This window comes from Marinobacter subterrani (genome assembly GCF_001045555.1).
In the GTDB taxonomy this organism is placed as follows: domain Bacteria; phylum Pseudomonadota; class Gammaproteobacteria; order Pseudomonadales; family Oleiphilaceae; genus Marinobacter; species Marinobacter subterrani.
On the sequence record NZ_LFBU01000001.1, the window covers coordinates 2846038 to 2863708 of the forward strand.

18 protein-coding genes and 1 other RNA gene are annotated in these 17671 nt (G+C 59.4%); 16 read left to right on the forward strand and 3 right to left on the reverse strand.

Features of this window, described 5'->3' with window-relative positions; translation table 11 throughout:
- Positions 1–9 precede the first annotated feature (9 nt).
- From msub_RS13295 to msub_RS21835, 5 genes are all read left to right on the forward strand, one after another.
- The gene (locus msub_RS13295) at positions 10–216 is read left to right on the forward strand and encodes a TIGR02449 family protein (protein WP_048496451.1); all 207 of its coding nucleotides are present in this window, start codon (positions 10–12) and stop codon (positions 214–216) included.
- On the forward strand, positions 216–512 hold the full coding sequence (locus msub_RS13300) for a cell division protein ZapA (protein ID WP_048496452.1): 297 nt from the start codon (positions 216–218) through the stop codon (positions 510–512). The genes msub_RS13295 and msub_RS13300 overlap by 1 nt, the downstream gene beginning before the upstream one ends.
- Before the next feature lie 61 nt (positions 513–573).
- Positions 574–755, forward strand: a non-coding RNA gene (gene ssrS / locus msub_RS21215) — 6S RNA.
- A gap of 4 nt (positions 756–759) precedes the next feature.
- Entirely contained in the window at positions 760–1395 is a 636-nt protein-coding gene (locus msub_RS13305; protein WP_048496453.1) for a 5-formyltetrahydrofolate cyclo-ligase, read from the forward strand.
- 63 nt (positions 1396–1458) lie between these two features.
- Positions 1459–1623, forward strand: coding sequence for a hypothetical protein (locus msub_RS21835; RefSeq protein WP_197083839.1), 165 nt, complete (start codon positions 1459–1461; stop codon positions 1621–1623).
- 104 nt (positions 1624–1727) lie between these two features.
- Here the strand turns inward: msub_RS21835 and ilvA are convergent, their stop codons facing one another.
- Positions 1728–3263: a threonine ammonia-lyase, biosynthetic gene (ilvA, locus tag msub_RS13310; protein WP_048496454.1), complete on the reverse strand. Its 1536-nt coding sequence runs from the start codon at positions 3261–3263 to the stop codon at positions 1728–1730.
- Between the two features lie 151 nt (positions 3264–3414).
- On the opposite strand from ilvA, the gene rpiA reads away from it, so the two are divergent.
- The 3 genes from rpiA (at position 3415) to ppa (ending at position 6442) form a co-directional block, all read left to right on the forward strand.
- Positions 3415–4095, forward strand: a complete 681-nt coding sequence (gene rpiA / locus msub_RS13315; protein ID WP_048496455.1) for a ribose-5-phosphate isomerase RpiA — start codon at positions 3415–3417, stop codon at positions 4093–4095.
- Between the two features lie 120 nt (positions 4096–4215).
- Entirely contained in the window at positions 4216–5382 is a 1167-nt protein-coding gene (locus msub_RS13320; protein ID WP_048496456.1) for an acyl-CoA dehydrogenase family protein, read from the forward strand.
- Between the two features lie 532 nt (positions 5383–5914).
- Entirely contained in the window at positions 5915–6442 is a 528-nt protein-coding gene (gene ppa / locus msub_RS13325) for an inorganic diphosphatase (RefSeq protein ID WP_048496457.1), read from the forward strand.
- 81 nt (positions 6443–6523) lie between these two features.
- On the opposite strand, the gene msub_RS13330 is transcribed toward ppa, so the two are convergent.
- Together msub_RS13330 and msub_RS13335 are read right to left on the reverse strand one after the other, a co-directional pair.
- Complete coding sequence (locus msub_RS13330; RefSeq protein ID WP_048496458.1) at positions 6524–7576, reverse strand: DUF2333 family protein; 1053 nt, start codon at positions 7574–7576, stop codon at positions 6524–6526.
- A gap of 7 nt (positions 7577–7583) precedes the next feature.
- On the reverse strand, positions 7584–9584 hold the full coding sequence (locus msub_RS13335; RefSeq protein WP_048496459.1) for a bifunctional diguanylate cyclase/phosphodiesterase: 2001 nt from the start codon (positions 9582–9584) through the stop codon (positions 7584–7586).
- A gap of 195 nt (positions 9585–9779) precedes the next feature.
- Between msub_RS13335 and msub_RS13340 the strand changes: the two genes are divergently transcribed.
- The 8 genes from msub_RS13340 to fis all read left to right on the forward strand — a co-directional run bounded on the left by msub_RS13340 (position 9780) and on the right by fis (position 17671).
- Entirely contained in the window at positions 9780–11390 is a 1611-nt protein-coding gene (locus msub_RS13340) for a diguanylate cyclase (protein WP_048496460.1), read from the forward strand.
- 271 nt (positions 11391–11661) lie between these two features.
- Complete coding sequence (aroQ, locus tag msub_RS13345) at positions 11662–12102, forward strand: type II 3-dehydroquinate dehydratase (RefSeq protein WP_048497119.1); 441 nt, start codon at positions 11662–11664, stop codon at positions 12100–12102.
- 27 nt (positions 12103–12129) lie between these two features.
- Positions 12130–12588, forward strand: a complete 459-nt coding sequence (gene accB, locus msub_RS13350) for an acetyl-CoA carboxylase biotin carboxyl carrier protein (protein WP_048496461.1) — start codon at positions 12130–12132, stop codon at positions 12586–12588.
- 18 nt (positions 12589–12606) lie between these two features.
- Positions 12607–13953 (forward strand): acetyl-CoA carboxylase biotin carboxylase subunit, encoded by a 1347-nt coding sequence (gene accC / locus msub_RS13355; protein ID WP_048496462.1) that lies wholly within the window; start codon positions 12607–12609, stop codon positions 13951–13953.
- A 2-nt stretch (positions 13954–13955) separates the two neighbouring features.
- Entirely contained in the window at positions 13956–14852 is an 897-nt protein-coding gene (gene prmA / locus msub_RS13360; protein WP_048496463.1) for a 50S ribosomal protein L11 methyltransferase, read from the forward strand.
- A 61-nt stretch (positions 14853–14913) separates the two neighbouring features.
- Positions 14914–16134, forward strand: a complete 1221-nt coding sequence (locus msub_RS13365; protein WP_048496464.1) for a DUF3426 domain-containing protein — start codon at positions 14914–14916, stop codon at positions 16132–16134.
- Between the two features lie 224 nt (positions 16135–16358).
- Positions 16359–17357, forward strand: a complete 999-nt coding sequence (dusB, locus tag msub_RS13370) for a tRNA dihydrouridine synthase DusB (protein ID WP_048496465.1) — start codon at positions 16359–16361, stop codon at positions 17355–17357.
- Positions 17354–17671: a DNA-binding transcriptional regulator Fis gene (gene fis, locus msub_RS13375; protein WP_048496466.1), complete on the forward strand. Its 318-nt coding sequence runs from the start codon at positions 17354–17356 to the stop codon at positions 17669–17671. The genes dusB and fis overlap by 4 nt, the downstream gene beginning before the upstream one ends.

Genomic DNA, 17671 nt, shown 5'->3' on the forward strand with positions numbered 1-17671 from the left:
GGGCACCTCATGGAACAGTCCGAAGTACAGGCATTAGCGGACAAGCTGGACAGGCTGATAGAGCACTGCCAGAAACTGGAGCGGGACAACGCCATACTGCGCGACCTGCAGGATGACTGGAACAGGGAACGGGCCCAGCTAATGCAGAAAAACGATCACGCAAAACACAAGATCGAAGCCATGATCAGCCGCCTTCGGGCCCTGGAGCATCACTGATGGCACAGCAATCCACCACCCTCGAGGTGAAGATTCTCGACAAGGAATACCTGGTTGCCTGCCCTGAGGAAGAACAGGAGGCCCTGATCAGGGCCGCACGGCACCTGGACAGCAAGATGCGGGAAATCCGCTCGGGCGGCAAGGTATTCGGCACCGAACGCATCGCGGTGATGGCCGCCCTGAACATCACCCATGAAATGCTTGAGCGGGACACCATGTCCGACGCCACCAGCACAATACTGCGAGCGATGGACAACAAACTGGACGGCGCCCTGGGCAATGGCTCCGGCCAGTAAATCCGCAGAGAATCTCAGACAGGTGTTGCAATCGGCCCCGACCCTGCCCGTATAATGGATCAACTTCCTGGGCTGTTCGCTATGGTCGGATACGTCCTCGAGCCGATGCGCATTACCCAGGTGGCTACTTCAGGGCATTGTGAGCACGTCCCCGTCAGGGGAAAGCCTAATATGTCACAGCGGCCACCGACCTTGAACTTTGGGTTCAAGGGCAACATCCGATAACGGCAGCCCGGGAAGCTTTATTTTGAGCCAGTTTATCGAGCCCCAACCGTTTCAATCCCATCCGGACACCCTCTCACGCAGTGAACTTCGCAAACGTCTGCGCCAGCACCGACGCGCGCTAAGCTTCGAGCAGCAACAGCAGGCCGCCGAGAACCTCGCCCTGAACCTGCTGAAGAACCCGGATCTGCACCGTGCCCGGCACATTGCCCTCTATCTGCCCAATGACGGCGAGATTGATCCGCACGTTTACCTGGACATCGCGCGGCGCAAGGGCATCCAATTCTACCTGCCGGTCCTGCACCCGATTCACGAAGGCAGGCTGGTGTTCAGCCCCTACTACGACGACGTGGAACTGACCGCCAACCGCTTCGGCATTCCCGAGCCAGCATTCAGCAAAGGCCTGCGACGCCCGGCATGGGCTTTGGATGCGGTACTGTTTCCGCTGGTGGGTTTTGACGAGCAGGGCGGAAGGCTGGGAATGGGCGGCGGCTTCTACGACAGGACGTTCGCCTTCAGCCGCATACGGCCAAGGCTGGCGCCCAAGCTGATTGGTCTGGCCCACGACTTCCAGAAGCTAAAAAGGCTGCCGGTGGCGCCCTGGGATGTGCCCCTGCACAGCGTGGTCACCGATAAGCAGCGCTACCGGTTCAGGGGCTGATTCGCCACCTGGGCGGAGCCAACAACGGCGTTATTGCTCGCCGCCTGGTCGTCAGGAGCGCGAATGGATGTGAAACCCGTTATCACAAGGCCTATCGCAAAAATCAGCATGATAGCGCGAATGATATCCGGCTTGCCGCCCATGACGCATAATCCTGTTTCAGATGAAGGTAAATATCAGGTAAATCAGAGAGCTATTCTTGACATCAAGAATCAGACGAAAGACTAACACCTATCCGGGTTTTTACAATTTTTGACAGGTTAAATTTCAGTAAGCTTTTGCAAGACTCACCGAACCGGGGAGGCAGGCCCCTCCCCGGTTCCCGCACCCAACTATGACGACCTGGCGTTGCCCTGCCCCAGAAACAGCTGATAAGCCTCGTTGTCCGTCATGTTCTCGTAGCGGAAACCGACCTTATCAAGCATCTTCTCAAAGTCCGATACCTCGTCATCCTCGACCTGGGCACCCAACAGGACGCGGCTGTACGCCGCACCATGATTGCGGTAGTGGAACATGGAAATGTTCCAGCGGGTGCCCAGTGACATCAGGAACTTCAGCAACGCCCCGGGGCGCTCCGGGAACTCGAACTGGAAGACCTTTTCGTTGGTGATGCTCGGGGCGTGGCCACCCACCATGTGGCGTATGTGCTGTTTGGCCATATCGCTGTCGGTGAGGTCGACCACCGAATAGCCCGTTTCGCGCAGGTCCTGGACCAGTTCCTCACGGCCATGGCCGCCCGCCGCAATCTGGATACCGACAAAAATGGTGGCATTGCTGGCATCGGCATAGCGGTAGTTGAACTCGGTGATACTGCGCTTGTGCAGGGCATTGATGAAGGTCTTGAACGCGCCCGGCTTCTCTGGAATGGTCACCGCCAGGATGGCTTCACGCCTCTCACCCACCTCTGTGCGCTCAGAAATATAGCGCAGGCGGTCAAAGTTCATGTTGGCACCGCTCAGGGTGGCAACCAGGTTTTCGTTCTCGATCTTCTCCCGCTCGATGTACTTCTTGATGCCTGCCACACCCAGCGCACCGGCCGGCTCAGCAATGGAGCGGGTATCCTCGAACACATCCTTGATCGCCGCGCAGATTTCATCGGTGGAGACGGTGATCACCTCATCCACATGGTCCTTACAGATTTCCCAGGGGTACTTGCCGATCTGTTTGACTGCCACGCCGTCTGCGAAGATGCCCACTTCGTCCAGCACTACCCGTTTGCCCGCCTTCATGGCAGCCTGCAGGCAGTTGGAATCCTCCGGTTCAACGCCGATCACCTTGATTTCCGGGCGAAGATACTTGATGTAGGCCGCCATGCCGGCAATCAGACCGCCACCACCAACGCAGATAAAGATGGCGTGGATCGGCTTGCTGAACTGCCACATGATCTCCATGGCCACCGTGCCCTGGCCGGCGATCACATCCGGGTCATCATAGGGCGGAATATAGGTATAACCGTGTTTCTGGATCAGCTCCTGGGCATGGGCGGCGGCTTCGTCAAAGGCATCGCCCCTGAGAACCACCCTGGCACCATGATCCCGCACCGAGCGCACCTTGATTTCCGGCGTGGTCTGGGGCATCACGATCACCGCCTTGATGCCCAGTTTTTTCGCCGCCAGAGCCACGCCCTGGGCATGGTTGCCCGCCGAGGCACAAATCACGCCCCTGGCTTTCTGCTCTTCGGAAAGCTGGGCAATCCGGTTGTAGGCGCCGCGAATCTTGAAGGAAAACACCGGCTGAAGGTCTTCGCGCTTGAGCAGAATATTGTTGCCAAAGCGCTTGGACAGACTACGGGCTTCAGTCAGGGGTGTTTCGATGGCCACGTCATAGACGCGCGCATCGAGTATCTTCTTGATGTAGCGTTGCGGCATAACAGTTCCGGCTTTTGGTTGATTTGTGGTTGATGGTCGGCTGGGAAAAACCCACAGTGTAGAAAGTTTGCACGGCAGCCGTCTATAAGCATACTGCCCGATAGCGCTATAATGAGTAACACACCAGCCAGAATTGCAGAGGGAACTTCCCATGACTCAGGACGAACTGAAAAAAGCCGTCGCCAAAGCCGCCATTGACTACATCGCGCCCCGCCTTGATAGCGACAGCATTATCGGAGTTGGCACCGGAAGCACGGCCAACTTTTTCATCGACATGCTCGCCGACCTGAAGACCGACTTTGACGGCGCCGTGGCCAGTTCCGAGGCCAGTGCCCAGCGCCTTAAAAGCCATGGCATTCCGGTATACGACCTCAACAGCGCCGGCAACCTGGAGTTCTATGTGGATGGTGCCGACGAAACCAACGAACGCCTGGAGCTGATCAAGGGCGGCGGCGCTGCACTGACCCGGGAGAAAATCGTGGCGGCGGTGGCGAAAACCTTCATCTGCATTGCCGATGACTCCAAGATGGTGGGCATTCTGGGCAAGTTCCCCCTGCCCGTGGAAGTCATCCCCATGGCCCGCAGCTATGTGGGCCGGGAGATCGTCAAACTCGGTGGCGACCCGGTCTACCGCGAGGGTGTCACGACCGACAATGGCAACGTTATTCTCGATATCCACAACATGGACATCTCCCAACCGATCCGGGTTGAGGAAAGGCTGAACAACATAGTCGGCGTGGTCACCAACGGGCTGTTCGCCCGCCGCCGCGCTGACTTGCTGTTGCTGGGCACCAAAGACGGCGTCAAGAGCATCAGCGCCAGGGGCGCCTGATCCGCCAGGAAGACAGGAATCGTCCGGCAGAGCTGGCCTTTCGGGCCAGCTTTTTTATTGCCTGAAGACTTACATACCAAGCGCTTGCTTGGTGCCAGAAATTGCGCGACACTGCTCCCAATGATTCCGATCGCAGGGAGTTTCACCGTGTCCGATTACTTCAACGAAACCCACGAACAGGTGCGCCAGGCCGCCCGAAAGTTCATCGGCACTCATGTTCTGCCCCACATCGACGACTGGGAAGAAGCGGGTGAATTCCCCCGGGAGCTCTACAAGAAGGCCGGTGACGCTGGCTTGCTGGGCATCGGCTTTCCCGAGGCCCTGGGAGGCATTGGCGAAGGCGATATTTTTCTGAAGGTGGCCGTTTCCGAAGAGCTGATGCGCTCCACGTCGGGCGGTCTGGTTGCCGGCCTGGGCTCCCTAGATATTGGCCTGCCGCCAGTCGCCAAATGGGCAAAACAGGAAGTCCGCGAGCAGGTGGTCCCGCCCGTGCTGAGGGGCGAAAAAATCGTGGCCCTCGCCGTCACCGAACCCGGCGGCGGTTCCGATGTGGCCAACCTCAAAACCCGGGCCGTGCGGGAGGGCGATCACTACACCGTCAACGGCAGCAAGACGTTCATCACCAGCGGCATGCGCGCCGATCACTACACCGTTGCCGTACGCACCGGCGGCGAAGGCCATGGCGGCATCAGTCTGCTACTCATCGACCGTGACATGCCGGGCTTCTCCAGGGGCCGGAAGCTCCGGAAAATGGGCTGGTGGGCCAGCGACACCGCCGAGCTGTTCTTCGAGGATTGCCGAGTCCCTGCAGACCGCCTGATCGGAGCTGAAAACGCCGGCTTTATCGCCATTATGAGCAACTTTCTGGCCGAGCGCCTGAGCCTGTCCATCATGGCCTACATGACTGCCCAGCTCGCCTACGAGGCCGCTCTCGACTACAGCAAGCAGCGCCAGGCCTTTGGCCGGAGCATTGCCGGCTTCCAGGTGACGCGGCACAAGCTGGTGGATATGGCGACCCAGATCGACATCGCCCGGGAATACACCTACCGTTGTGCCGCCCTGATGCAGGCCGGCACGAACCCCATCAAACAGGTGGCCATGGCCAAGAATTTCTCAGTGGATGTCTGCGAAAAGGTCACCCGGGAAGCCGTGCAGCTGTTCGGTGGCATGGGGTATATGCGGGAAACCGTGGTTGAACGGCTCTACCGGGATGCCAGGATTCTCTCCATCGGCGGCGGCACCACGGAGATCATGAAGGAGCTGATTGCCAAGCAGCTCCGGCTGTAGTTGCTCTGCCTGGGAGATATACTTGGGCGCTGATAGCCCGATAGCTTCGAGTATGGGACTGTCGGGAACCTCTCCCAAAACACGCTCCTTGCGGCACGTCCATGTGACGCTTGGGCTCCGCCATCCATGGCTCCGCACAGTTTTGGGAGAGGTTCCCGACAGTCCCCTGATGAGCTCTCGACATGATTATCCAAAAGCTCAGGATTGACACCTTCCCAGGCATCAGCAAATTACAGTAATCAATCGGTTCGCATATCTCATAAGTTCGGGCGGGTATCTGGCAGGGCTTTCCGAAAACGTGGAGCGCCAGGGATGGCGCGACCGAGCCCTACACGGACGTATTTATGGGCGTTTTTCGGAAAGCCCTGCCAGATAGCCGCTTGCACCAAACTGAAAGACCAACCGATACCGGCAACAAAGCCAAAAACCAACGACCAAGGTTTAGTTTCGAACTGCAGGATACTCCCGTATAATTGCGCCCACTTTTTAACCGCAGTTAAACGTACCTTTAACGTACAAGGAAGGATCGCACATGCAATTCGACAACATCCCCGCAGGCAAGAACCCGCCTGAAGACATCTACGTTGCCATCGAGATTCCGGCCAACAGCTCCCCGGTCAAGTATGAGCTGGACAAGGACATGGGCGCCCTGCTGGTAGACCGCTTCATGGCCACGCCGATGTTCTACCCGGCCAACTACGGCTTCATTCCCCACACCCTGGCCGACGACGGCGACCCCCTGGACGTGCTGGTGGTTACCCCCTACCCGGTACAGCCCGGCTGCGTGATTCGCTGCCGCCCGGTGGGTGTTCTGAACATGGAAGACGAAGCCGGTGGTGACGCCAAGCTGGTGGCGGTTCCTCACGACAAGTTGACGACCACCTACCACAATGTTCGAGAAATCACCGATCTGCCCGAATTGCTGCGCGACCAGATCAAGCACTTCTTCGAGAACTACAAAACCCTCGAGCCGGGCAAGTGGGTCAAGGTTCAGGGCTGGGACAACGCCGAAGCGGCCAAAAAAGCCATCGTGGATTCCGTGAACGCCTACAAGGGCTGAACCGGACATTCCACGGCAGAAAAAACCGGGCATCACCGCCCGGTTTTTTTTATGCCTGTCCACCCGGGGGCAAGCGACGGTTCAGCCGCGAGACAGCAGGTCGCGCATGTTGCTCACTGCAGCGCTGGCACGGGAGATATAGGCCGCCATGGTCAACGAATGGTTGGCCAGCACGCCAAAGCCACTGCCGTTGAGAATCACCGGGCTCCAGATCTCCCCCAGGGCGCCCTCCAGTTCAATGATGACCTGCTGCACACTGGCCGTGGCGTTCTTGTCCTGGAGCACCGTCCGGAAATCAACTTCGATAGCCCGGAAAATGTGTAGCAGGGCCCAAGCGCTGCCACGCGCCTCGTAGAACACATCATCAACTTTCGTCCAGGGCGTTTTCACGTCGGCACCCTCGGTTTCCTCGACCATCGGATCACCTGCATCCATGTTCACCACAGCGTCAGATACCGTGGCCTTGCCCACGCTCTCACCAAGGGTGCGGGACAGGCTGCCCAGCCGGGTTTCCAGATCGGCCAGCCAGTTGTTGAGGTTATCGGCCCTGGCGAAGAATTGGGCATTGGCCTGCCCCGGGTTCGACAGCCGGTTGAGATAGCGCTTCAGGGCTGCGATACCGCGGCGATATTCCGCCTCGGTGGAGGGAATGGCCCAGCTTCCGCTGTCAAAATGGAACTGCGGCTCGGCAATGGTCAGGTCCGGATCTTCTGCGGACTGGCTCTGGGAGCGGGCGATATCGCGGCGCATGGCCCGGGACAGGTCCCGCAGTTGCACCAGCACGCCGAATTCCCAGTTGGGCATGTTATCCAGCCATACGCCCGGGGGAAATATGTCGTTGGAAATGTACCCACCCGGCTTTTCAAGCAGGGTCTCGGCGATACGGATCATGGTCACCGTGGTGGCAAAACCGGTAACGGGTTCGCGCTCCATGGCGTTGGCCACGGATCGGGTATAGTCGCGCACCGAAAAGGTATCAGGCTCGCTGCTCCAGTAAATACCGACGACAACCGAGACCAGGAGGTACACCACCAGCAGCGCCAGGATGAACTTGCCAATGAAACCGCTGCCGCCGGCATAATCCTGAACATCGTCTTTCCTGTCCCTGAAATACTGTCTGATTTTGCCTGGCATATGACTGTTATTCCCCTGTCAGTTGATTGTCGGCAGCAAACGGCCGTCCAAGATGGTAACCCATGGCCCCGTCGATACCCAGCTCACAGAGTACCGAGTATTCCGCCGCCGTTTCCACTCCTGTGGCAAACACCCGCACACCCCGGCTGTGGGCAATGGCCACCACCGACTCCAGATAGAAACGGTTATCCTCGTGGCTGTCGATGTTGTGAACGAAGCTGTGATCGATACGCACGCCCTGAAATCTCAGATTTCTCAGGTAGCTGAATGGCACGCCCCCGACGCCGAAGCGATCAACCAGTACTGGCACGCCCAGCCGTCCCAGCGCCCGGACCAACAAGCCGACGGCCGTGCGATGGTGGTGGATCGCCAGTTCCGAGATTCCGATCCAGAGATTGCCCGCCAGCGAACCGGCCCGCTCCAGTTGCGCCAACAGATCCGAGCGGAAGGTTTCGTCGGCAACGGAAGCGTTGCCCAGAGAAATCGACAGAGGCCGATCCGGAAATTTTGCCAGCCGCTCCAGCACCCTCTGCACCAGTAGCCGATCGAGATCCGCAATCAGGCCGAAGCGCTCGGCCAGGGGCACGAAGATGCCCGCTTTGAGCGGCCCTTCCGCAGACTCGATCCGGGAGAACACCTGATGGTAAAGCGGCAAAAGGCGACTCTCATTCACCATGGGCTGCAGCCAGAGCGACAGATTCTGCTGACGGATGGCCTGGCTGATGATCACCCGCCAGGTTTCCAGGTTATGGTGACCGTCTTTTTCCGGATCCGCCAACTGGCAGCCAGACTCCCCACCGCCCTGGGCATTGCGCAGCGCCTCATCGGCGGCGGCCATCAGGTCCTTGGCGCCCCGGCCTTTGCGGGTTTTTGCCAGACCCGCGTGCACCGCGGTTTCCCTGGTCGACGCCAGATCGGCGTATACGCCATCCAGCTCGGCGACCAGATCCCGGCACCAGACACCGGCATCCGTCGGCATCGCGGCGGGCAGGAAGATGGCGAACTCCGCACCGGTTCGCCGACCGGCGAAGGCGCCGGAATGCAACGTGACAAAATCGGCAATGACACTCGCTACCCGGAGCAACAGGCGGTCCGCATCGTCTCTGCCATAGGCCTGATTGTAGCCAAGGAAATCCGCCAGCTGGATCAGTATCAACACCCCGGGGGCCGCCTTCTCTTCGGTTTCCACCTCCACTTTCAGGCGCTGATCAAATGCACTCCGGCTGGCGAGCCCGGTCACAGGATCTTCATTGTTGATCCGCCTGAGGTGCTGGATGAGCCGGGCCTGCCCCTCGAATAATTGCCCCAGGTCATCCGCCATCTGGTTCATGGCATCGGTGACCCGATTGATCTCCCGGGTCGACTTGATTACGACACGTTTGCGGAAATCCCGTTGGCCGAGAGCCTGGGCCTGGTCTTCCAGCGCATGAAGCGGGCTCAGGGTTCGGCGAAGCAGGACAAAGAGCGCAAACAGGCCCATGCCGCCAATAACCGCGGTACTCGCCGTGAGACCGATGGTGATTCGCCAGAGATCCCGGTAAGCGCGGCCCGGGTGACTGATAACCTGCACGGTTCCCAGGCGGCTCCAGCCCCGGACCACTTCCGCTTCGGCAACCGGCAGTGGCAGGTCTGCAAGCGACCGGAACCAGGCCGGCACCCTGACCTCGTTAAGGGTCATGGCCCGGCTGGCGATCGGCTCACCCTGGAAGTTCAGATAACTGATCGACAGGTAACGCCCGCTATCGAACACCGCGTCGATCAGCGACGCCGAGGCAACCGGATCGCGGCCATCAATGGCGTTCGACAGCGACAGGCCGATGGCCGTTGCCCCGTCCCGGGCGTGGCCGGCCAACTGATCCGACACATAATTTCGGAAATAGCCAAAACTGGTGATAAACACGGCCACCAGAAGAATCACCAGCAGACTGCCGGTGAATACCAGAAGAATCGTCCGCAGAGTGGCCATGCCCCGCTGCTTCCGGTTCAAGGTGTTTTGCTTCCTTGCCATGGGGAGCTGCTCCGGATTGGCTGTGAGCCAGCCGGCCAGGTGACTGTGACCTGCACCGCAGAGTTGACAAACATTTACAGTGCACAACCTACGCCGACAACAATAAACACTATAGACTCTGCAAAAGGACTAAGGTTGAAAAATCGTCCGCACCGGGGCAGGACGACCAATAACGAAAAAGCAGGCCGGAGCAGCATGAACGACGAAAGCCAGAAAGAGAAACTCAGGCAGCATTTTGCGCGCCGGGTAACAACCCAGGCCCGGGTTGTTCTGGATACCTGGCAAAAAATTCACGAAGACCGTGAAAAAGCGGCAGTTCATCGCGGCGAATTCATCGCTGCAACGGACAAACTCGTTCGTTACGCACAGCGTTTCGAAATGGCCGGCCACGCCGAGGCAGGCCAGGCCATACTGGAGTTGACCAACCACTGGGAAGCCGGTTCAATGCTGGATGAGTCCCTGGAGCGGAAACTCCGGGATGCCATCGAAACCCTCTCCCAGAGCACCCTGCGCCGCACGGACTTCAACAACTCCGAGACACCCCACCAGTTCCGGCGAACGCCCGTTTACATTGCGCTGGCCAACCAGGAAATGGCGGGCCGCCTGATCCGGCAGCTGGAGTTTTTCGGCTTCCGGGCCTCGGCCTTTGCCACAGCCCAAGACCTGACCGAAGCCTGTGCACTCCACAAACCGGAAACCATTCTGGTGGATGTCAACTTTGGCGGCACGCCCAATGCCGGGATTGCCACCATTGAACATCTGCAGGAGCGGCACGACACCCCTATTCCGATCATCTTCATGAGCGACGAGGACGGGTCCATCGAGACCCGGCTGCAGGCGTCCCGGTGCGGCGGTGAAGAATTCTTTTTCCCGGCGGTTGATCCCGGACAGTTAATCGAGAAGATTGAAACCTACACCCACGGCAATACGGTCGAGCCCTACAAGGTACTGGTTCTGGATGACTCCCGGGCCCAGGCCAAATACATGGAAACGGTGCTGAAAAAGGCAGGCATGGTTGCCCACATCATCACTGACCCGATGCAGATCATTCATGCCCTGGAAGAGTTCTCTCCCGAGATCATCATCCTGGACATGTACATGCCAGGCTGCACCGGCATGGAAATCGCCCGGGTGATCCGCCAGCAGGACCGGTTTCACAGCGTGCCCATTATTTACCTGTCCGCGGAAGAGGATGTCAGCAAACAGCTCCATGCCATGAGCCTGGGCGGCGACGACTTCCTCACCAAACCGATCGACCCCAAGCACCTCATTGCCACCATCCATAACCGCGGACGGCGCGCGCGCTCCCTGCTGGCTCTGATGATCCGTGACAGCCTGACCGGGCTGTTCAACCACACGCACACCCTGCACCTGCTGGACCAGGAAATCGTCCGCTCGCGGCAGAAAGACCAGCCCCTGTGCTTTGCGATGATCGACATCGATTTCTTCAAGAAAGTGAACGACACCTTTGGCCATCCGATTGGTGACCGGGTGCTGAGAAGCCTGTCGATGTTCCTCAAACAGCGCCTGCGCAAAACCGATCATATCGGGCGTTATGGCGGGGAGGAATTCGCCATCATCCTGCCCAACACCCGTCCGAGTGATGCCCGCAATGTCCTGAACGAAATCCGCGAACGCTTCTCCGAACTGCAGCAACCGGCGGGCGACCGGGAGTTCCATGTCACCTTCAGCTGCGGCATCGCCGCCTGGAACTCGGAATCATCCCAGGCCCTGTGCGAGCGCGCAGACCGGGCGCTCTACACGTCCAAGGAACACGGCCGCAACTGCGTCACGCTCGCGGATTGATGGTTCGCCCTCGCCGGGCCGGGCCCAGGCCCCGCCCGGCACCCGCCAGTTATGAAACCAACGTCGTATAGAAGTTCCCGCCAGCGTTGACGACAATGATTGTCATCAGCGGAAAGAACCCGTTTCGATGCATTTGCCGTCTTTTTACGACCAATGGACAACAGGGAAGATTGTCAAAAAGTGTTGATCTGAGGAAAACAAGCACGCACCATTGGGGGAACATGCTGTTAAATTCGGCGATCCTGTAAAAAACACCAAGGCAGACGGAACCATGTCGACAATTCTCGTGCTCCACGGCCCCAACCTGAACATGCTCGGCACCCGCGAGCCGGAGGTCTATGGCTACGAGACACTGGCCGACATTGACGACCGGCTGCACTCGCTGGCGGCGGAAAAAGGTCATCACCTGTTACACCTGCAGTCAAACGCCGAGTACGAACTGATCGAGCGGGTGCACGAAGCCCGGGCCGAAGGCGTGGATTTCATCATTATCAATCCGGCGGCCTTCACCCACACCAGCGTTGCCCTGCGGGATGCCATACTGGCTTCGGCAATCCCCTTTATCGAAGTACATCTTTCCAACGTGCATGCCCGGGAACCTTTCCGGCATCACTCCTATTTCTCGGATATCGCCGAAGGCGTTATCTGTGGATTGGGCAGCCAGGGGTACGAACTCGCACTCCAGGCCGCCCTGAAACGCATACACCGATAGATCTGACAAAACGGGACTGGACTGACTATGGATATTCGCAAAATCAAGAAACTGATCGAGCTGCTCGAGGAATCTGATGTCGAGGAACTGGAGATTCACGAAGCGGACGACTCCGTGCGCATTTCCCGCCGCCGCGAGCCGGCCGCCGCGCCCCAGTATGTGAGCCATTACCCGGCCCCGGCACCACAGGTCGCAGCTCCTGCAGCCCCGGCTCCGGGCGCGGAAGAAGCCTCGGCACCGTTAGCCCCGGCCGGTCACACTGTGAAATCCCCCATGGTCGGTACCTTTTACCGTTCACCCTCTCCCACCGCCAAGTCGTTTGTGGAAGTGGGCCAGACCGTCAATGTCGGTGATGTCATCTGCATCGTGGAAGCCATGAAGATGATGAACCAGATCGAGGCGGACAAGAGCGGAACCATCACGGAGATCCTGGTCGAAAATGGCCAGCCGGTAGAGTTTGACCAGCCCCTGGTCGCCATTTCCTGAACGGGGTAACAGCTACTCATGGCCATGTTAGAGAAAGTACTGATCGCAAACCGGGGTGAAATTGCCCTCCGGATTCTGCGCGCCTGCAAGGAACTGGGCATCAAGACTGTGGCAGTGCACTCCAAGGTCGACCGTGATCTGATGCACGTGCGCCTGGCAGACGAGTCGGTCTGTATTGGCCCCAACAGCCCGACCGACAGTTACCTGAACATCCCCACCATCATCAGTGCGGCAGAAGTCACCGATGCCGTGGGTATCCACCCCGGCTACGGCTTTCTTGCCGAAAACGCCGATTTTGCCGAACAGGTCGAGAAAAGCGGCTTCCGCTTCATCGGGCCGAAGGCCGACACCATTCGCCTGATGGGCAACAAGGTGTCTGCCATCAACGCCATGATCAAGGCGGGCGTGCCAACCGTACCCGGGTCAGACGGCCCACTCGACGATGATGAAGAGCGCACCCTGCGAATTGCCAGGGAGATCGGCTATCCGGTGATGATCAAGGCGGCCTCCGGCGGCGGCGGTCGGGGCATGCAGGTGGTGCATTCGGAAGCGGCCCTGCTGAAGGGTGTGCAGATTACCCAGACTGAGGCCAAGAACGCCTTTGGCGACCCGACGGTCTACCTGGAGAAATTCCTGGAAACACCCCGGCACGTCGAGGTTCAGGTGCTGGCCGACATGCACGGCAACTGCATTCACCTGGGCGACCGTGACTGCTCCATGCAGCGCCGGAACCAGAAAGTCATCGAAGAGGCGCCGGCGCCGAACGTCAACCCGGAATCCCGGGAACGCACCCTCAAGGCCTGCACCGATGCCTGCAAGGAAATCGGCTATGTTGGTGCCGGCACCTTCGAGTTCCTGTACCAGGACGGCGAGTTTTATTTCATCGAAATGAACACCCGTGTCCAGGTCGAGCACCCGGTGTCCGAGATGGTGACTGGTGTCGACATCGTCCGCGAACAGCTGCGCATTGCCAGCGGTCTGCCGCTGCAGTACACCCAGGATGACATTCGCATCTCCGGCCACGCCATCGAGTGCCGGATCAACGCGGAAGACCCGAAAACCTTCGTGCCGAGCCCGGGCAAGGTCACCCACTTCCACGCGCCCGGCGGTAACGGCGTTCGGGTGGATTCGCATTTGTACAGTGGCTACACGGTACCGCCGTTCTACGATTCCCTGATCGCCAAACTGATTACCTGGGGCGACGATCGTGAGATCGCACGGCGGCGCATGAAGAACGCGCTGGACGAGCTACTGGTCGAGGGCATCAAGACCAACCAGCCCCTGCACCGGAAACTGGTACGCGACGGTGGTTTCAAACAGGTAGACTTCACCATCCACTACCTCGAGAAACTGATGCGGGAATAACCATGCCCTGGATACAACTCCAGATCCCGGCTGATCCGGACAATGCGGATCAGTTGGAAGATCTGCTTATGGAGATGGGCTCTGATGCCGTCTCCATGGAAGATGCAGCCGACCAGCCGCTGTACGAGCCGGACCCCGGCACCACCCCTCTCTGGAGCCAGACCACTGTGACCGGCCTGTTCGATTCCGACCGGGATATCGAACAGTTGTGCGCGGATATTCGTGATGCCTGGCACCAGCAAAACCAGCAGGCTCTGCCAGAGATTGAGATAACCCTGGTGGAGGACAAGGACTGGGAGCGGGCCTGGATGGACGATTTCCAGCCCCTGAAATTCGGCGAACGGCTCTGGATAGTCCCGAGCTGGCACGACGCTCCAGAGCCGGAAGCCGCCAACCTGATGCTGGACCCCGGCCTGGCCTTTGGCACCGGCACCCACCCGACCACGGCGCTCTGCCTGGAATGGCTCGACGGGCAGGATGTGCAGGGCAAGCAGGTGATTGATTATGGCTGCGGCTCGGGCATTCTTGGCCTGGCGGCCCTGTTATTGGGCGCTGACCATGTTATTGGCGTCGACACCGATCCCCAGGCTCTGGAAGCCAGCCGGGAAAATGCCCGCAGGAATGGTGTCAGCGACAGCCGGCTGGATCTTTTCCTGCCGGAAAACGAGCCCGATACCCGGGCGGACATCACCCTGGCAAACATCCTGGCCCAGCCACTGATCGGCCTTGCCCCTCACCTCGCAGCCAGGACCAGACCGGGCGGCGACCTGATTCTGTCGGGCATCCTGTCGAGCCAGGCCCGGGAAGTGATGGCGGCCTACGAGCCCTGGTTCGTGATGGACGAGCCCGAACGCCGGGAAGAATGGATACGTCTCACAGGACGGCGCAACGACAGATGACGAATCCGGTCTTAACGACTAAACTCCGACACTCGTAGCCCAGTCGCTTTCAGGAAGTAGAATGACCCAAAGCAGCCTGCAGACACAGTGCCCGAATTGCCAGACCCGCTTCCGGGTAACCGAAGAGCAGCTTGGCATTGCCAAGGGCAAGGTGCGCTGCGGTAACTGCATGAGCGTGTTCAATGCCATTGAGCACCAGGTCATCCCCGCCAGTGGCCGGAAGACGGAAGAGCCAAAGAGCCCTGAAAAACCGTCGGCCAGGGCGCCAACCCCGGAATCGTCAGGTGTCAGTGAAGAAGATTTCGTGTTTGCCGACAACCCGGAAGAGGACGCGGCGGAAGGCCATTACGCCGGCAGCAAACTGACCTTCTCCGACGACGAACTCAGCGACAGCTTCCGGAGCTTTGACGAACGCGAATCCAGTGACTTCAAGGATGGCGACACCAGCTCCGGCGCGGATACCCCGAGCAATGCGGTGGATGAAAGCTGGGCTGAAGAGATTCTGAAAGAAGATGAGCCCGGATCAAGGGAGCGGACTCCCGCTCCTCGCCCCCAACCAAAACCCCGACCCGAACCGGAACCCGAGCTAAGCCTCGAACCGGACCCGGCCCCAGGATTCGCAGCAGCAAAGCCGGCAGCCCAGCCGGACAACGCCCGGGCGGATGCTCCCTTTGACAGCCTCGATGACGGGACCAGCCCTGGTGCTGGCCGGGCGGACCCGGTCGGGTCATTGCATGCCGAGCCGCCATTCAGCGATCTGCGACGGGATCCGGTTGCCGTTGGTGCCGGCAAAGGTGGTGGTGCCCGGACCCTGATCTGGAGCCTGATTGTCCTGGTGCTGGTCGGGGTTCTGGCCGCCCAGGTTACCTGGTTCCAGTTTGATCGCCTGTCGGCCATCCCGGAGCTCCGGCCGTTTTACGAGAAAGGCTGCGAACTTGTGGGCTGTAAGCTCAAACCCCTGGTTAACGTTGATGCCATCCAGAGTCGCAAGCTGGTGGTTCGAACAGACCCGGATAATCGCTCCCAACTTGTTGTTGATGCGGTAATCATCAATCGGGCCGACTTTGAACAGCCGTTCCCGGCCATTGCCCTGACCTTCTCCAACCTGAACGGTGACGTGGTCGCCCAAAGCATGTTCACACCCGACGAGTACCTCGCCGGGGAAGGCAAAAAGCTGGCAGCCATGCCATCTGACACCCCCGTGCGAATTGCCATCCGCATCCAGGATCCGGGCCGCGATGCCGTGAACTACAACATCCAGTTCCGGCCATATTCCCCCTGAGATCGCTGGCAGATTCCTGCTCGACAGCCACGGCCGGAAGCCACCCCACAGCACAAAAGTCAACCAGAAAGCGCGAAAAATAATCAGTTTTTTCACGCTCCGGCCCCTTCAATCAAAGTCTGCCCGGCGGTATCATTAGCGCCCTCCGGATGCTTGATCGGTTATTTATTGAACAACCGCTCAGCTCCGACCTTGCTTAACCCGCTGTGACACGGACTCAGATCATGCTGCCAACGGCAAAAATCGGGCCGTACACCTTGCCCAATCCATTGATCGTTGCGCCCATGGCAGGCGTAACAGATCGCCCCTTCCGGCTACTATGCCGGAAACTGGGCGCCGGCCTGGCCGTATCGGAAATGGTGATAGCGGACAGCAAGCTCTGGCATACGCGCAAGTCCAGGACACGCCTGAACCACGAAGGTGAGCCCGAACCTCGCTCGGTGCAGATTGCCGGCGGTGATCCGCAGATGTTGGCCGACGCCGCCCGTCAGAATGCGGCATTTGGTGCCCAGATCATCGATATCAACATGGGCTGTCCGGCCAAGAAAGTCTGTAACAAGGCCGCCGGCTCGGCCCTGATGAAAGATGAGGCGCTGGTGCGTGAGATTCTGGAGGCCGTGGTCAACGCGGTCGACGTTCCCGTGACCCTGAAGATGCGCACCGGCTGGGACCGGGACAACCGCAATGCACTGGTTGTTGCCCGGATGGCGGAGGATGCCGGCATCCAGGCGGTGGCCATCCATGGCCGCACCCGCACTGACAAGTACGAGGGCCATGCGGAGTATGACACCATCGCCGATGTGAAATCCCGCATTGGCATCCCGGTGTTTGCCAACGGTGACATCACCTCGCCGGAAAAGGCCCGGGAAGTACTCCGGCACACCGGCGCCGATGGCTTGCTGATCGGCCGGGCCGCCCAGGGCAGCCCCTGGATCTTCCGGGAAATCCAGCACTTTCTGGAGACCGGCCAGCACCTGCCGGCACCGGCCCTGGACGAAGTGGAAGAGATCCTGAGCGAACACCTGCAGGCCCTTCACACGTTCTATGGCGAGACCATGGGTGTGCGCATTGCCAGAAAACACGTGGGCTGGTACCTGCAGTCCCACGACCCGGGAAAACAGTTCCGAAAAGGCTTCAACGCGATCACCGATGCGCTGGAGCAGAGAGACGCAATTCAACAGCATTTTGCAGGCTTACGAAATGAAGAGGTATTCGCAGCATGAGCGCTGAGACTTTGGCAAACGATAACCTGAGTACCCCGGCCAACGATGATCTCCATCAGTTGCAGACGGTGAACAGCAGCGGCAACACGGTCACCCTGCGTGACAGCGTTGAAGTTGCCCTGAAAAACTACTTCGCCCAGCTGGATGGCGCCCCGGTCACCGAGGTCTATCAACTGGTGCTTTCCGAAGTGGAAGCCCCACTGCTGGAGCAGGTCATGAAATACACCCGCAACAACCAGACCAAGGCTTCCACCATGCTTGGGCTGAACCGCGGCACCCTGCGCAAGAAGCTGAAGCAGTACGGTCTGCTATAA

What these genes read in the sequence shown, in the direction of transcription:
- msub_RS13295 (WP_048496451.1), top strand. Translation starts at nt 10, where the DNA reads ATGGAACAGTCCGAAGTACAGGCATTAGCGGACAAGCTGGACAGGCTG.
- msub_RS13300 (WP_048496452.1), top strand. Translation starts at nt 216, where the DNA reads ATGGCACAGCAATCCACCACCCTCGAGGTGAAGATTCTCGACAAGGAA.
- msub_RS21835 (WP_197083839.1), top strand. Translation starts at nt 1,459, where the DNA reads ATGGATGTGAAACCCGTTATCACAAGGCCTATCGCAAAAATCAGCATG.
- ilvA (WP_048496454.1), bottom strand. Translation starts at nt 3,263, where the DNA reads ATGCCGCAACGCTACATCAAGAAGATACTCGATGCGCGCGTCTATGAC.
- rpiA (WP_048496455.1), top strand. Translation starts at nt 3,415, where the DNA reads ATGACTCAGGACGAACTGAAAAAAGCCGTCGCCAAAGCCGCCATTGAC.
- msub_RS13320 (WP_048496456.1), top strand. Translation starts at nt 4,216, where the DNA reads ATGATTCCGATCGCAGGGAGTTTCACCGTGTCCGATTACTTCAACGAA.
- ppa (WP_048496457.1), top strand. Translation starts at nt 5,915, where the DNA reads ATGCAATTCGACAACATCCCCGCAGGCAAGAACCCGCCTGAAGACATC.
- msub_RS13330 (WP_048496458.1), bottom strand. Translation starts at nt 7,576, where the DNA reads ATGCCAGGCAAAATCAGACAGTATTTCAGGGACAGGAAAGACGATGTT.
- msub_RS13335 (WP_048496459.1), bottom strand. Translation starts at nt 9,584, where the DNA reads ATGGCAAGGAAGCAAAACACCTTGAACCGGAAGCAGCGGGGCATGGCC.
- msub_RS13340 (WP_048496460.1), top strand. Translation starts at nt 9,780, where the DNA reads ATGAACGACGAAAGCCAGAAAGAGAAACTCAGGCAGCATTTTGCGCGC.
- aroQ (WP_048497119.1), top strand. Translation starts at nt 11,662, where the DNA reads ATGTCGACAATTCTCGTGCTCCACGGCCCCAACCTGAACATGCTCGGC.
- accB (WP_048496461.1), top strand. Translation starts at nt 12,130, where the DNA reads ATGGATATTCGCAAAATCAAGAAACTGATCGAGCTGCTCGAGGAATCT.
- accC (WP_048496462.1), top strand. Translation starts at nt 12,607, where the DNA reads ATGGCCATGTTAGAGAAAGTACTGATCGCAAACCGGGGTGAAATTGCC.
- prmA (WP_048496463.1), top strand. Translation starts at nt 13,956, where the DNA reads ATGCCCTGGATACAACTCCAGATCCCGGCTGATCCGGACAATGCGGAT.
- msub_RS13365 (WP_048496464.1), top strand. Translation starts at nt 14,914, where the DNA reads ATGACCCAAAGCAGCCTGCAGACACAGTGCCCGAATTGCCAGACCCGC.
- dusB (WP_048496465.1), top strand. Translation starts at nt 16,359, where the DNA reads ATGCTGCCAACGGCAAAAATCGGGCCGTACACCTTGCCCAATCCATTG.
- fis (WP_048496466.1), top strand. Translation starts at nt 17,354, where the DNA reads ATGAGCGCTGAGACTTTGGCAAACGATAACCTGAGTACCCCGGCCAAC.